The 14,356-nt window shown below is 54.2% G+C and carries 16 protein-coding genes; 6 read left to right on the top strand and 10 right to left on the bottom strand.

Annotated features, from left to right (window positions below; all coding sequences use genetic code 11):
- The first annotated feature begins 13 nt into the window (after window positions 1–13).
- Window positions 14–1,741 carry a phosphoenolpyruvate-protein phosphotransferase PtsI gene (ptsI, locus tag J4728_RS08875; protein WP_000623118.1) on the top strand — a complete coding sequence of 576 codons (1,728 nt, stop codon included), beginning with the start codon at window positions 14–16 and terminating at the stop codon, window positions 1,739–1,741.
- Window positions 1,742–1,781: 40 nt separating this feature from the next.
- Window positions 1,782–2,291 (top strand): PTS glucose transporter subunit IIA, encoded by a 510-nt coding sequence (gene crr / locus J4728_RS08870; protein ID WP_000522253.1) that lies wholly within the window; start codon window positions 1,782–1,784, stop codon window positions 2,289–2,291.
- Between the two features lie 149 nt (window positions 2,292–2,440).
- Here crr and J4728_RS08865 read toward each other — a convergent pair whose 3' ends face one another.
- Entirely contained in the window at window positions 2,441–2,680 is a 240-nt protein-coding gene (locus J4728_RS08865; RefSeq protein ID WP_000844541.1) for a hypothetical protein, read from the bottom strand.
- Window positions 2,677–3,543 carry a pyridoxine/pyridoxal/pyridoxamine kinase gene (pdxK, locus tag J4728_RS08860; protein ID WP_208211616.1) on the bottom strand — a complete coding sequence of 289 codons (867 nt, stop codon included), beginning with the start codon at window positions 3,541–3,543 and terminating at the stop codon, window positions 2,677–2,679. Before pdxK ends, J4728_RS08865 begins: the two co-directional genes overlap by 4 nt.
- Window positions 3,544–3,625: 82 nt before the next feature.
- Here pdxK and ptsJ point away from each other — a divergent pair, with 82 nt between their 5' ends.
- The 4 genes from ptsJ to J4728_RS08840 are packed head-to-tail and all read left to right on the top strand — an operon-like array spanning window position 3,626 to window position 6,643.
- Complete coding sequence (gene ptsJ / locus J4728_RS08855; protein ID WP_208211614.1) at window positions 3,626–4,918, top strand: transcriptional regulator PtsJ; 1,293 nt, start codon at window positions 3,626–3,628, stop codon at window positions 4,916–4,918.
- 14 nt (window positions 4,919–4,932) lie between these two features.
- Window positions 4,933–5,652, top strand: coding sequence for a type 1 glutamine amidotransferase (locus J4728_RS08850; RefSeq protein ID WP_001625560.1), 720 nt, complete (start codon window positions 4,933–4,935; stop codon window positions 5,650–5,652).
- 58 nt (window positions 5,653–5,710) lie between these two features.
- Window positions 5,711–6,091, top strand: a complete 381-nt coding sequence (locus J4728_RS08845) for a YfeK family protein (RefSeq protein WP_000710730.1) — start codon at window positions 5,711–5,713, stop codon at window positions 6,089–6,091.
- 12 nt (window positions 6,092–6,103) lie between these two features.
- A complete protein-coding gene (locus J4728_RS08840) occupies window positions 6,104–6,643 on the top strand; it encodes a transglycosylase domain-containing protein (protein WP_001540567.1) in 540 nt (179 codons plus the stop codon).
- A gap of 130 nt (window positions 6,644–6,773) precedes the next feature.
- Here J4728_RS08840 and cysM read toward each other — a convergent pair whose 3' ends face one another.
- The 8 genes from cysM to J4728_RS08800 all read right to left on the bottom strand — a co-directional run bounded on the left by cysM (window position 6,774) and on the right by J4728_RS08800 (window position 14,332).
- A complete protein-coding gene (gene cysM / locus J4728_RS08835) occupies window positions 6,774–7,685 on the bottom strand; it encodes a cysteine synthase CysM (protein WP_208211612.1) in 912 nt (303 codons plus the stop codon).
- A gap of 67 nt (window positions 7,686–7,752) precedes the next feature.
- Entirely contained in the window at window positions 7,753–8,850 is a 1,098-nt protein-coding gene (gene cysA / locus J4728_RS08830; protein WP_208211610.1) for a sulfate/thiosulfate ABC transporter ATP-binding protein CysA, read from the bottom strand.
- The gene (gene cysW / locus J4728_RS08825; RefSeq protein WP_000852705.1) at window positions 8,840–9,715 is read right to left on the bottom strand and encodes a sulfate/thiosulfate ABC transporter permease CysW; all 876 of its coding nucleotides are present in this window, start codon (window positions 9,713–9,715) and stop codon (window positions 8,840–8,842) included. The genes cysA and cysW overlap by 11 nt, the downstream gene beginning before the upstream one ends.
- Window positions 9,715–10,548, bottom strand: coding sequence for a sulfate/thiosulfate ABC transporter permease CysT (gene cysT, locus J4728_RS08820; RefSeq protein ID WP_000881746.1), 834 nt, complete (start codon window positions 10,546–10,548; stop codon window positions 9,715–9,717). Before cysT ends, cysW begins: the two co-directional genes overlap by 1 nt.
- Window positions 10,548–11,564 (bottom strand): thiosulfate/sulfate ABC transporter substrate-binding protein CysP, encoded by a 1,017-nt coding sequence (gene cysP / locus J4728_RS08815; RefSeq protein WP_080214630.1) that lies wholly within the window; start codon window positions 11,562–11,564, stop codon window positions 10,548–10,550. The genes cysT and cysP overlap by 1 nt, the downstream gene beginning before the upstream one ends.
- A 157-nt stretch (window positions 11,565–11,721) precedes the next feature.
- Window positions 11,722–12,525: an SDR family oxidoreductase UcpA gene (ucpA, locus tag J4728_RS08810; RefSeq protein WP_208211607.1), complete on the bottom strand. Its 804-nt coding sequence runs from the start codon at window positions 12,523–12,525 to the stop codon at window positions 11,722–11,724.
- 237 nt (window positions 12,526–12,762) lie between these two features.
- The gene (gene yfeX / locus J4728_RS08805) at window positions 12,763–13,662 is read right to left on the bottom strand and encodes a porphyrinogen peroxidase (RefSeq protein ID WP_000084583.1); all 900 of its coding nucleotides are present in this window, start codon (window positions 13,660–13,662) and stop codon (window positions 12,763–12,765) included.
- Window positions 13,663–13,756: 94 nt separating this feature from the next.
- Complete coding sequence (locus J4728_RS08800) at window positions 13,757–14,332, bottom strand: RpoE-regulated lipoprotein (RefSeq protein WP_080214629.1); 576 nt, start codon at window positions 14,330–14,332, stop codon at window positions 13,757–13,759.
- Window positions 14,333–14,356 lie beyond the last annotated feature (24 nt).

Raw genomic sequence — 14,356 nt, 5'->3', positions numbered from 1 at the left:
GTAAGGTAGGGTTATGATTTCAGGCATTTTAGCATCCCCGGGTATCGCTTTCGGCAAAGCACTGCTGCTGAAAGAAGACGAAATCGTCATTGACCGGAAAAAAATTTCTGCCGACAAGGTTGATCAGGAAGTTGAACGTTTTCTGAGCGGTCGTGCCAAGGCATCTGCGCAACTGGAAGCGATCAAGACAAAAGCTGGTGAAACGTTCGGTGAAGAAAAAGAAGCCATCTTTGAAGGGCATATTATGCTGCTCGAAGATGAGGAGCTGGAGCAGGAAATCATAGCCCTGATTAAAGATAAGCACATGACGGCTGACGCAGCCGCACATGAAGTTATCGAAGGTCAGGCCACTGCCCTGGAAGAACTGGATGATGAATACCTGAAAGAGCGTGCGGCTGACGTACGTGATATCGGTAAGCGCCTGTTGCGCAACATCCTGGGTCTGGCCATTATCGATCTGAGCGCGATTCAGGAAGAAGTTATCCTGGTTGCCGCTGACCTGACGCCGTCAGAAACCGCACAGCTGAACCTGCAGAAAGTGCTGGGCTTCATCACCGACGCGGGCGGACGCACGTCTCATACCTCCATCATGGCGCGTTCTCTGGAACTGCCAGCGATCGTAGGTACCGGTAGCGTCACCTCTCAGGTGAAAAACGGCGACTATCTGATTCTGGATGCCGTAAACAACCAGGTTTACGTCAACCCGACCAACGATGTTATTGAGCAACTGCGCGCCGTCCAGGAGCAGGTTGCGACCGAGAAAGCGGAACTCGCAAAACTGAAAGATCTGCCGGCAATCACGCTGGATGGACATCAGGTTGAAGTTTGCGCCAACATCGGTACCGTTCGCGACGTTGAAGGCGCTGAGCGTAACGGCGCGGAAGGCGTTGGTCTGTATCGTACTGAATTCCTGTTCATGGATCGCGACGCGCTGCCGACAGAAGAAGAGCAGTTTGCCGCCTATAAAGCGGTCGCTGAAGCGTGCGGCTCGCAGGCGGTTATCGTCCGTACCATGGACATTGGCGGCGACAAAGAGCTGCCGTACATGAACTTCCCGAAAGAAGAGAACCCGTTCCTGGGCTGGCGCGCCGTGCGTATCGCCATGGATCGCAAAGAGATCCTGCGTGACCAGGTTCGCGCGATTCTGCGTGCCTCCGCTTTCGGTAAATTGCGCATTATGTTCCCGATGATCATCTCTGTTGAAGAAGTTCGCGCGCTGCGCAAAGAGATTGAAATCTACAAACAGGAACTGCGTGACGAAGGTAAAGCATTTGACGAAAGCATTGAGATTGGCGTGATGGTGGAAACACCGGCTGCGGCGACAATTGCGCGTCATTTAGCCAAAGAAGTTGATTTCTTTAGTATCGGCACCAATGATTTAACGCAGTACACCCTGGCAGTTGACCGTGGTAATGATATGATTTCACACCTTTACCAGCCAATGTCACCGTCCGTACTGAACTTGATCAAGCAAGTTATTGATGCTTCTCATGCAGAAGGTAAATGGACTGGCATGTGTGGTGAGCTTGCAGGCGACGAACGTGCTACACTTCTGTTGCTGGGGATGGGTCTGGACGAATTCTCTATGAGCGCCATTTCTATCCCGCGCATTAAGAAGATTATCCGTAACACGAACTTCGAAGATGCGAAGGTGTTAGCAGAGCAGGCTCTTGCTCAACCGACAACGGACGAGTTAATGACGCTGGTTAACAAGTTCATTGAAGAAAAAACAATCTGCTAATCCACGAGATGCGGCCCAATTTACTGCTTAGGAGAAGATCATGGGTTTGTTCGATAAACTAAAATCTCTGGTTTCTGATGATAAGAAAGACACCGGAACTATTGAGATTGTTGCCCCGCTCTCTGGCGAGATCGTCAACATCGAAGACGTGCCGGATGTAGTTTTTGCTGAAAAAATCGTTGGTGATGGCATCGCTATCAAACCAACCGGTAACAAAATGGTCGCCCCTGTTGACGGTACCATCGGCAAAATCTTTGAAACCAACCATGCGTTTTCTATCGAATCCGATAGCGGCATTGAGCTGTTCGTTCACTTCGGTATCGACACCGTTGAGCTGAAAGGCGAAGGCTTCAAGCGTATTGCTGAAGAAGGTCAGCGCGTGAAAGTTGGCGATCCGGTCATCGAGTTCGATCTGCCGTTGCTGGAAGAAAAAGCCAAGTCTACCCTGACTCCGGTTGTTATCTCCAACATGGATGAAATCAAAGAACTGATCAAACTGTCCGGTAGCGTGACCGTGGGTGAAACTCCGGTCATCCGCATTAAGAAGTAATTCTTGCCGCAGTGAAGAATGGCGCCTTTGGGCGCCATTTTTTTTGCCTGTACTTGCGCCGCCATCCGGCGATGGTGCGGCGCACTGCCTGATGGCGCTACGCTTATCAGGCCTACAAGGTTGCGAACATTTCAGCGCCAATCCACGGGTTACAACTGCGACGTCACCGGGCGAAAGCACTTCTCGCGCATCAGGATCTTCATCCCATCCGGGCCACTCTCCAGCATCCTGCGTTCGGAATCGGACACTTGCAACTCGCACTGATAGCCGCCAGTGATGCCAAACATCGCTCGCGCCACGCAGATATCTTCCAGCGCGTCCAGCCCGCTCGTTTCAAAATGCCCCACGATACGTCCCTGCTGGCGAACGACCAGCCGATAACTCTTCATCGCGCCTCCCCTGCCGGCGGCAGAATTAACTCATCACAGCCACACTGCTGTGTCCAGGTCATCACCTCCAGCACGCGCTGCGCCGCATCTTTTGCCGCGGTCGTCAGTTTTTTTCCCTGCACAATACCGCTGACCAGCTCGGCGCAGAAGAGATCTCCCGTCCCTTTTAACTCCGTCGCCACCCGCGGATGGGCAAAGACCTCCACGACCTGCGCGGTAACGACGGCAACCGTTATGGTCTCCAGAGATTCGCCCGGCGCGCTGGTGATAACCACCCATTTCAGCGTATCGGAAAGCAGCGATTGCGCCGCCGCCACCACCTCTTCCAGCGTGCGGCACGGTTTACCACTCAGCATCTCCAGCTCAAATACGTTCGGCGTTAGCCCCTGCGCCTGCGGCAACAAATATGTGCGATAAGCCTGCGGAATTTCCGCCTGCACATACATTCCACTGTCGGTATCGCCAATGACGGGATCAACAAGAATACACACCTCCGGATGCGAAGCCCGGATCGCCATTAGCCACTTCGAAAGCAATACAATTTGGTCTGCGCTGCCCATGTAACCGGTGGTAATCGCTTTTAATTCACGTAGCGCATCGCGCTCATTCAACGCCGTAAGGTAGCCTGCAAACCACTCGGCGGGAATAATGCCGCCATAAAAGGTTTTATAGTGCGGCGTATTGCTGAATAGCACCGTCGGGACCGCCGTCACGCGTAGTCCCTGCGCTTTAATAGCCGGAACAGCGATACTGTTGCCTACGCTGCCGTACACGACCTGTGACTGGACGGCGACGATATCGGTCTGTAATGCCCGATGGTTGTCGTCGAAGAGCACTGACTGAATATCACTCTCTTGTCCCATAAAATTTTCCTCTCGCTGGACAGCAGGCTACCGCCTCATTATCATTGTCATATGCTAAAATTCATTTTGTCATAGGTCAATAATGATCGACGGAAAAACCGCTAACGAAATTTTTGACAGTATCCGTCAACACATTATCGCCGGCACGTTACGGGCGGAGGATTCGCTCCCGCCGGTACGGGAGCTGGCAAGCGAATTAAAGGTGAACCGCAATACCGTCGCAGCGGCGTATAAACGGCTGATAACGGCGGGACTGGCGCAAAGTTTAGGCCGCAATGGGACGGTGATTAAAGGCAGTCCGTCTCCCGTAGCGCTGGAAGGCGGCGATCCGCATACGCCTCTGCACGACCTTTCCGGCGGCAATCCCGATCCGCAGCGTCTGCCTGACCTTAGCCGTTATTTTGCTCGTCTCAGCCGCACGCCGCATCTCTACGGCGATGCGCCCGTTTCCCCTGAACTACACGCCTGGGCGGCGCGCTGGCTACGGGATGCCACCCCCGTCGCAGGCGAAATTGATATCACCAGCGGAGCTATCGACGCTATCGAAAGACTGCTTTGCGCGCATCTGCTGCCGGGCGACAGCGTCGCGGTGGAAGATCCCTGTTTTTTAAGCAGTATCAATATGCTGCGCTATGCCGGTTTTAGCGCCAGCCCGGTCAGCGTAGATAGCGAAGGAATGCAGCCTGAAAAGCTGGAGCAGGCGCTAAATCAGGGCGCGCGGGCAGTGATCTTAACGCCGCGCGCACACAACCCTACCGGCTGTAGCCTGAGCGCTCGCCGCGCCGCTGCGCTGCAAAATATGCTGGCGCGTTACCCTCAGGTACTGGTCATTATCGACGATCACTTCGCCCTGCTTTCTTCGTCGCCCTGGCAGCCGGTTATTGCGCAGACAACGCCACACTGGGCGGTGATACGCTCCGTTTCCAAAGCCCTCGGCCCCGATTTACGTCTTGCTATTGTCGCCAGCGACAGCGCGACCTCGGCAAAACTTCGGCTGCGGCTAAATGCCGGTAGTCAGTGGGTCAGCCATCTGTTACAGGATCTGGTCTACGCCTGCCTGACCGACCCTGAGTATCAGCACAGGCTGACGCAAACGCGGCTGTTTTACGCCGCCCGGCAACAAAAACTGGCCCGCGCCCTACAGCAATATGGCATCGCCATTTCTCCCGGCGACGGCGTGAATGCCTGGCTCCCACTGGACACCCATAGCCAGGCTACCGCGTTTACGTTGGCAAAATCCGGCTGGCTGGTACGTGAGGGAGAAGCCTTTGGCGTAAGCGCGCCGTCTCACGGTCTACGTATCACGCTGTCGACATTAAATGATGGCGAGATCAACACGCTGGCGGCTGATATCCATCAGGCGCTAAATCGCTAACAGGAGAAAATAACGTGCGAGTTCATTTTGTTGTCCATGAGTCGTTTGAATCCGCTGGCGCTTATCTGAAATGGGCTGAAGATCGCGGTTATACCATTTCATGGTCGCGCGTCTATGCCGGAGAAGCGCTACCGCCCAATGCCGATGAGTTCGATATGCTCGTGGTATTTGGCGGTCCGCAGTCGCCGCGCACCACCCGCGAAGAGTGCCCATACTTTGACTCTCGCGCCGAACAGCACTTAATTAATCAGGCGATTACGGCCCGGCGAATGGTTATCGGCATTTGTCTTGGTTCGCAGCTCATTGGCGAGGCGCTGGGCGCCGCTGTGTGCCAAAGTCCGGAAAAAGAGATTGGTCACTACCTTATTACGCTCACTGAAGCCGGTCTGCGGCATCCGCTTATCGCCCACTTTGGCTCCCCGTTAACCGTCGGCCACTGGCACAACGATATGCCAGGACTCACCGATCAGGCGACCGTGCTGGCCAAAAGCGAAGGCTGTCCACGTCAGATAGTGCAGTACGGCAATTTTGTCTACGGCTTCCAGTGTCATATGGAATTTACCGCTGAGGCGGTTGAAGGATTAATCCAACATTCGCAGCAGGAGCTGGCCGACGCGCAAGGGAAGCGTTTTATCCGCTCGGTCGCCGAGATGCGCGCATGGAATTACCAGCAGATGAATGAAAAGCTGTGGCGTTTTCTGGATGAACTCACGCTGGCGCACTCACAGAAATAACCCCACCAGGAGTGCAACTTATTACCCGGCTAACGGTCTGAGGTGCAGTGATTATCGCATGAAAAAGGATTTTACCATGAAGAAAATTGTCTGCGCCGTCGTTGCGCTCCTGCTGACCCTCCCCGCCTGGGCGAAGCTAAACGCCCATGAAGAAGCGCGCATTAACGCCATGCTTAATGCGCTGGCGCAGAAAAAGGATCTGACCTTCGTTCGTAACGGTGATGCGCATAACTGCGAGGAAGCCGTATCGCACCTGCGCTTAAAACTGGGTAACACACGCAATCGTATCGACACCGCCGAACAGTTTATCGATAAAGTCGCGTCGTCGTCGTCCATCACCGGAAAGCCCTATATCGTTAAAATTCCCGGTAAAAGCGATGAAAACGCGCAGCCTTATTTACATGCGCTTATTGCGGAAACGGATAAGAATGTTGAGTAAGAAAAAATCATAATGCCAGGCGTGTTACTGTGGTTTTTTAAAGGCGTTATCGCGCTTCTGTTAGCGTTTGCTGTAGGGTTAATCGTTTACTATTATCTGGAAATTCGTCCCATAGCCCAGACCGCATTACAGAGCGCCTCTTTCTGGTTGTCCGAATCGCCGCAGACGCGTTTTTTGCGCCGCGCTGCGGCCAAAATACATCCCAAATCTTATACTGCCAGATTGCTCTATACCCAAGCTGGCGTGGATGGGCATTTCAGGACCGCGATCTGGGTGTTCTGGTTGGACAGCCTGTACCGCGACGACGAGCTGTATGCCATGATGCTGGCGCAAGCGTATTATGGCCGGGATTCGCAGGGTAACGCGGTTTACGGTACGAAAAATGCGGCGTTAACGTTATTTCACGTACCAGTGACAGAGATGACCTGCCAGCAACAAGTACAACTGATTTATATGTTTAAAGCGCCGTCACTTTACCGGCCTGGTTCAGCCAGGCTGGTAGAAAGCAGCAAGCATTACATGACGCTTTGCCAGGAACAAATACAACAATAAGAACAACAGACGAGCTTTTATTATAAAAGGCGGCGGTAATGCGCTGGCGCACATAGAAAATCGGCAGGATATTCCCGCTTGTCAAAGGCGCCGTTGCCTGTGTATATCCCAACCAGCTAAACCTGTTAGTTTAAATCCCTGCCTCCTGGCTGAAATGCTCTTCACCAAACACGCCGGTAGACAAGTAACGGTCGCCGCGATCGCAGATGATCGCCACCACTATCGCGCCGGGCGTGGCTCGTGCGACGCGTAACGCGCCCGCTACCGCGCCGCCGGAACTCACGCCGCAGAAAATGCCTTCACGAACTGCCAGTTCACGCATGGTGTTTTCGGCATCATTCTGATGAATATCCAGCACCTGATCCACCAGGCTGGCGTTGAAAATGCCCGGCATATATTCCGCTGGCCAGCGGCGAATGCCCGGAATACTGCTGCCCTCTTCCGGCTGTAGGCCAACGATGGTGACCGGTTTTTCCTGCTCGCGCAGAAAACGCGACACGCCGGTAATGGTGCCGGTCGTGCCCATGCAGGAGACAAAATGGGTGATGCGACCTGACGTTTGCCGCCAGATTTCCGGGCCGGTGGTCGTGTAGTGGGCGTAGGGATTATCAGGATTATTAAACTGATCGAGCAGTTTGCCCTCGCCTCGTTCAGACATAGCGAGCGCTAAATCGCGCGCCCCTTCCATTCCCTGCTCTTTAGTGACCAGAATCAGTTCCGCGCCATAGGCCCGCATTGCCGCCCGACGCTCCTGACTCATGTTGTCTGGCATCAACAGCTTCATGCGATAACCTTTCAGCGCGGCGATCATCGCCAGCGCAATGCCAGTGTTGCCGCTGGTCGCTTCAATCAGGACATCGCCCGGTTTAATTTCCCCGCGCTTTTCCGCCTCGACAATCATCGATAGCGCCGCGCGATCTTTCACCGATCCTGCCGGATTATTGCCTTCCAGCTTGACCCAGATTTCACTGCCGTTATCCGGCCCCAGACGTTGTAATTTGACCAGCGGCGTATTGCCGATGGTTTGTTCTAATGTATTCACGTTTTCAGCTCGTAAAAAAGCCCGGTATGCGTAGCGCCACCGGGCGATAACTATACAAATTAACCTATCAGGCCGATTGCGCCAGAGCAAGTTCCTCTTCACGCGTTTCAATACGCTGGTCGCCGTTATACAGACGCGCTTTTTGCAGTCCAACAAACAAACGCTCGCCGCGAACCGGAACATCCTCACCCGCCATCACCACCGTCAGCGGATCGTGATACCACCCCAGCGGCTGTACCACTAACTGTGTATAGTGACCTTTCGGGCTGGCCTCAATGACCTGTACTGGTAGCGGAGAATCCAGGCTGGTGCGGCGGCTAATATCCACCTCCCACGGACGCAGGAACAGATCGACCGGCCCCTGGTACGCGGGCGTATAACCCAACGGCCAGCGATGCGCGCCAACGTGAAACTGCCCGCCGCGGACGGTGCCTGTCAGGCGGTTCACCTCGCCCATAAACTCCAGTACGAAGCGGGTTGCCGGTTCACGCCACACCCGATCCGGCGCATCAGCCTGTTCGATATTGCCCTGACTCATCACCACCACCCGATCCGCCACTTCCGTCGCTTCTTCCTGATCGTGGGTGACAAAGACGCTGGTGAATTTCAGTTCTTCATGTAGCTGGCGCAACCAGCGACGTAACTCTTTACGTACCTGGGCATCCAGCGCGCCAAAGGGTTCATCCAGCAGTAGAATTTGCGGTTCTACGGCAAGCGCGCGCGCCAGCGCCACACGCTGTTTTTGTCCGCCGGAAAGCTGGGCGGGGAAGCGATCCGCGAGGTGCGCCAGTTGCACCATCTCCAGTAATTGCATCACTTTCGTTTTAATCGCCGCCGCAGTTGAACGGTCGCGTCGCGGCAGCACCGTCAGGCCAAAAGCAATGTTGTCAAACACCGTCATATGGCGAAACAGCGCATAGTGCTGAAACACAAAACCGACTTTACGCTCACGCGCGTGCAGGCGGCTAACGTCCGTACCGTGGAAACGAATATGGCCGCTGGACTGATGCTCCAGCCCGGCAATAATGCGCAGCAGCGTCGTTTTGCCGGAACCTGACGGCCCCAACAAGGCAACCATCTGGCCGGAAGGAATATCCAGCGAGATATCATTTAGTACCTGAGTACGACCAAACGATTTCTTAATTCTGGCGATCTCAATGCTCATGATTTTCCTCCTGTTGCGCGCGTTTTTCCTGATTCTCCAGACGCCATTGCAACATGCTCTTCAAAAACAGGGTAATAATCGCCATTAGCGTCAACAATGCGGCGGCGGTAAAGGAGCCGACGGTGTTGTAGTCCTGCTCCAGTAATTCAATCTGTAACGGTAGCGATAACGTTTCGCCGCGAATCGAGCCGGACACCACCGACACCGCGCCAAACTCGCCAATCGCGCGGGCGTTGGTTAACACCACGCCGTAGAGTAGCGCCCAGCGAATATTCGGCAATGTCACGCGGCGAAACATTTGCCAGCCGGATGCGCCCAGTAAAATCGCCGCCTCATCTTCCTGACTGCCCTGGCTGAGCATCACTGGCACCAGTTCGCGCACCACAAACGGACAGGTGACAAAAATAGTGACCAGTACCATCCCCGGCCAGGAGAACATCATTTGCAAATTATGCTCATCCAGCCAGCCGCCCAACGGGCCGTTGGAGCCATAAAACAACAGATAGACCAGACCGGCCACCACCGGCGAGACGGCAAAGGGAATATCCAGCAGGGTCAGCAGTAGCTGACGTCCGGGAAAGTTAAAGCGCGTCACCAGCCACGCCAGCAGAATGCCGAACACCAGATTCACCGGCACTGCGATCAAGGCAATCAACACCGTCAGCCAGATGGCGTGCAGCATGTCCGGATCGGCCAGATTTTGCAGTACCGGCATTAACCCTTTGCTGAACGCCTGCACGAAGATGTAAATCATCGGCACCAGCAGGATAAACGCCGAAACCAGCATCCCGACGCCAATCAAAAACCATTTTCCCCAGTTAATGCGGGGGACGTCGTATCGCTTCAATTGAGTCACTTCCGCCATTAATGACCTACCACACGTCGACCAAAGCGACTTTGCAAGGTATTGATAGAGAACAGCAGCAGCAAGGATGCCGCAAGGATCACCGAGGCAATGGCGCTGGCGGCCGGGTAATCAAACTCCTGCAAGCGCACAAAAATCATCAGCGAGGTCACTTCTGTTTTCCAGGCGATATTTCCGGCGATAAAAATCACCGCGCCAAACTCGCCCAGACTACGGGTAAAAGAGAGCGCCACGCCGGCAATCAGCGCAGGCGACAGCTCAGGCAGCACGACTTTGCGAAAACTTTGCAGGCGGGTGGCCCCCAGCGTTTGTGCCGCTTCTTCATATTCCGGCCCCAGCTCTTCCAGTACCGGCTGGACGGTGCGCACCACAAATGGAATACTGGTAAAGGCCATCGCCACCGCAATACCGAGCCAGGTATAGGTCACTTTGATATCAAACTGCGCGAGAAACTGACCGTAGAAACCGTTCACTGAGAACAGCGAGGCCAGCGTCAGACCCGCCACCGCTGTCGGCAGCGCAAATGGCAGATCCATCAGCGCATCCAGCAACGTGCGCCCAGGAAAACGGTAGCGGGTTAAAATCCACGCCATCAGCAGGCCAAACACGCCGTTAAAAATCGACGCCACAAATGCCGCCAGCAGCGTCACTTTATAAGCAGCCACCACCTGAGGGTTGGTCACGACATCCCAGTATTGCGACCAGCTCATCTGTGAGAGCTGCATCACCAGCGCGCTCAACGGCAACAGCAGGATCAGGCAGACAAACAGCAAACTGGTGCCGAGGCTTAACGTAAAGCCGGGCAGCACGCGTCGGGAAGAAACGGCAAGCATTACTTACGCCCCGCCGCCAACAGTTTGTCCAGCTCGCCGCCGCTGGCAAAGTGCGTTTTCATCACCTCAGGCCACGTGCCAAACTTGTCTTCCACGCGGAACAGTTCGGTCTGCGGGAATTTATCTGCTTGCTTGCCCATGATTTCCGGGTTACTCACGCGGTAGTAGTAATGGGTAATGATGGTCTGCGCCTGCGGGCTATACAGCCAGTTCAGGTAAGCTTTGGCGGCTTTTTCTGTGCCGTTGGCCTGCACGTTTTTATCCACCCAGGCGACCGGGAATTCAGCAAGAATGTTCGTTTTCGGGATCACCACTTCAAATCCCTGGGCTTCATATTGTTTGCGGATGTTGTTCACTTCCGATTCAAAACTAATCAGCACATCGCCCAGACCACGCTCGGCAAAGGTAGTCGTAGCGCCGCGGCCGCCGGTATCAAACACTTCGACGTTTTTCAGGAACTGGGTCATAAACTGTTCGGTTTTGGCTTTATCGCTGCCGTCCGCGTTATCCGCCGCGCCCCATGCCGCCAGATACGTGTAACGGGCGTTGCCGGAGGTTTTCGGGTTAGGGAAAATCAGCTTCACGTCGGAACGTACAAGATCGCTCCAGTCGTGAATATTTTTGGGGTTCCCCTTGCGCACCAAGAAGCCCATCGTGGAATAGAATGGCGAACTGTTGTTCGGCAGACGGCTTTGCCAGTCGGCAGGGATCAGTTTGCCTTTATCATGGAGAATCTGTACGTCGGTCACCTGATTGTAGGTCACGACGTCTGCCTTCAGTCCCTGCAAAATCGCCAGCGCCTGTTTTGATGACCCGGCATGAGACTGCTTAATCGTCAGCTTATCGCCGCCGTTATCCTTCGCCCATTGTTGCTCAAACGGCGGGTTAAGGGCGGCAAACAGCTCGCGGGAGACATCGTATGAGCTGTTCAGCAGCTCCGTTGCCTGCGCCTGCCCTGCCAGTAATAGCATTGCTGCCAGCGTCAGGGGTCTCTTTTTCAGTAAGTTAACGGCCATTGCGCACCCTTATAAATTTAATGACTTTCTTATGGTCATCATATTTATAACCAGCGCTAAAGGAGTAACGGTTTTATATACCGTTTGATGATTTGAAAGTTGAAAAGGGAATAAGAGAATCCCTCCCCACGCGGCGCGGGGAGGAGACCGGCATCAATCAGACGCCTACGCTTACGCTTACGCTTACGCTTTCAGGCAGGGTACTGCCGCCATCAATGACGTTTTGCGTTCCGGTAAGATAGCTGGACTCATCGGAAGCCAGAAATGCCGCCAGTTCCCCTACTTCCAGCGGATCGGCAAGGCGGCGTAGCGGAATGGCTTTTGCCATTTCCGTTAATACCGATTCCGGATCGTCAGGATTAGACTGACGGGCAATGCTTTCCGCCATCGGCGTTCTTACATAACCGGGGCAAATGGCATTCACGCGAATACCGGACTGCGCATACTCTACCGCCAGCGATTTGGTTAAACCGACAATGGCGGCTTTTGACAGCGCATAGGCCGTTTCACCCGGGTCCGCCACCATATCTCCCGTGACGGAAGACATCATCACAATGCGGCCATCTTTACGTTTGATCATCTCCGGCAGGACGGCTTTGGTGACGTTCCAGACACCTTTAATATTAATATCAATGTGGAAATCGCGATCTTCTTCACTCATATCGAGGAAGTTGCCCAGACGGCACACGCCAGCGTTATTCACCAAAATATCAATTCTACCTTCAGTCTCTTTGGCGCGCGCAACCGCCGCCTGCACCGAAGCAAAATCTCTGACGTCGGCTTTAACGACAGTACAACGATGTCCGCGCCCGCCCAGCTCATCCGCCAGCTTTTCAATCTCATCGGAGATATCCAGCAAGATTAAGTTCGCGCCGTGGCGTGCGAATACGCGAGCGATCCCTTCGCCAATGCCCTGCGATGCGCCCGTAATCAATGCTGTCTTGCCCGTGAGTTTACCCATTTTCAATGTCTCCTTTTGAATATGGAGTCTTACACTCCATTAACACTGAAAATACAGTAATAACAAATAAGTGCTGAGGAATAGCTCACTAATTCAGGTAAATATTAGGTAAAAAAATCCCCGCGGAGGCGGGGATGGGTATTTTTATGCTGTTCTGCCTGATGGCGCTGCGCTGATCAGTCCTACCAATCGTAGGTCGAATAAAGCGTTTGCGCTGCCATCCGACAGGGTTTTACCTTATAGCGCTAACAGGCGATCCAGCGACGGCGCAAAATAGTAGCCGCCAGTCACCGGCTTGGTGAAGCGCAGCATTGCGTCGCGTTTACCGTCGGTATCGCCGAACATACTCAGAAGCTGCTGTTCGATATTGTGCAGACGTGCGCAGTAAGCGCAGAAATAGAGACCATGAGTACCGCTGGCGGTGCCGTATGGCAGGCTCTGGCGCACAATCTTCAGTCCTTTGCCATCTTCTTTCAGATCGACGCGGCTCAGGTGAGACGTTGCCGGACGCGCATCGCCGTCAATCTCTTCATTGGCTTCTTTGGTACGCCCGATCATCATCTCCTGATCGTGAATACTCATCCGGTTAAGTTGCTTGAGATTGTGTTCCCAACGCTGCACGAACACATAACTGCCGCCGGCATCCACGCCATCTTTGATCACCGCCACTTCACGGCGCGTCTCTTCGCCCGCCGGGTTCTCTGTCCCGTCGACAAAGCCGCTCAGATCGCGTTCTTCCACCCAACGGAAGCCGTGAACTTCTTCTTTCACGTCGATACAGTCGCCGAAGGCTTCCATCGCCGCCTGGGCAACAGAAAAATTCACATCGTGGCGCAGGGAAAGGATATGGATCAGCACGTCATACTGCGTGGCCGGCGCCAGCCCTTTACCATAAGGAATAAAATCTTTCAGTTCTTCCGCCCCGACGCCGCCGCTCAGGGCGCGCCAGGTATTGTTGCCAAACGCCACAACGGCCCCAAGATGGGCGTCCGGAAATTTGACTTCGAAGGTCGCCAGTTTATCGGCAAATGTTCTGCTGGCCGCGCGCAGGGCGTCCAGGTCGCCTTTTACATTGGCTTCAATCCAAATTGCCGCACGGCAATGTTCCGGCAAAATGCCACTTTGAACCTGAGACATGATTCCTCCTGAAAATGAGAATGCCACGCAGTCGTGGCATTAATGGAGGCTATTTTACCTTGTTTTTAAGCGAAGCGGTTTGTTCAGGCGCAAATTAACGACGCCAGATAATTTTGCGCACGTCCCAGTTTTTTAAGACGTCATCAGGAGGCATTAAGCCTTCCGGTCCGCTCCACTCGCCGGAGAAAACATAGCTAATATGCTGACTTCCCTCGGCTTTACATTCGACGCTGGTATGGCTATCGCTGGAAACCGGCTCGCAGTGACCAAACGCTTTGCTGTAAAGGTCGCTAAACGGCGTACCGATTTTGCCCCCCGCGGCGGTTGGGATATCGCTGTCCAGCACATCAATACGGCTCACGGTTCCCTGCTCGCCGTTGATCACCATCGCGACGCTGTCGCCCTTCATCGCTTCGAAAAAGCGCACCACGTTGCCGTTATCGGTTTTCATACCGCTACGCAGGCGATAATCGCCATCTAATGACTCTGCAATAGCCGGCTCTTCCAGCGGCGTGGCGGCGGTCAGCGCTCCCACGCCTTGCTCAGTGACTTCTGTCGAGGAACCAAACCAGTTCCATGGATTTGCGGCAGACCAGTTGACCGAGGAGAGCGTCGAACAACCAGTCAGCGCCAGCGGCAGTGCGAGTAAAGTCAAACGCAGCGATTTCATCTCACTTCCTTTCTTTTATTAATT

The organism is Salmonella sp. 32070601201500089SM (assembly GCF_017573605.1).
Classification (GTDB): domain Bacteria; phylum Pseudomonadota; class Gammaproteobacteria; order Enterobacterales; family Enterobacteriaceae; genus Salmonella; species Salmonella enterica.
The sequence above is the reverse complement of the archived record's forward strand: the minus strand, read 5'-3'. Positions and strand labels throughout refer to the sequence as shown.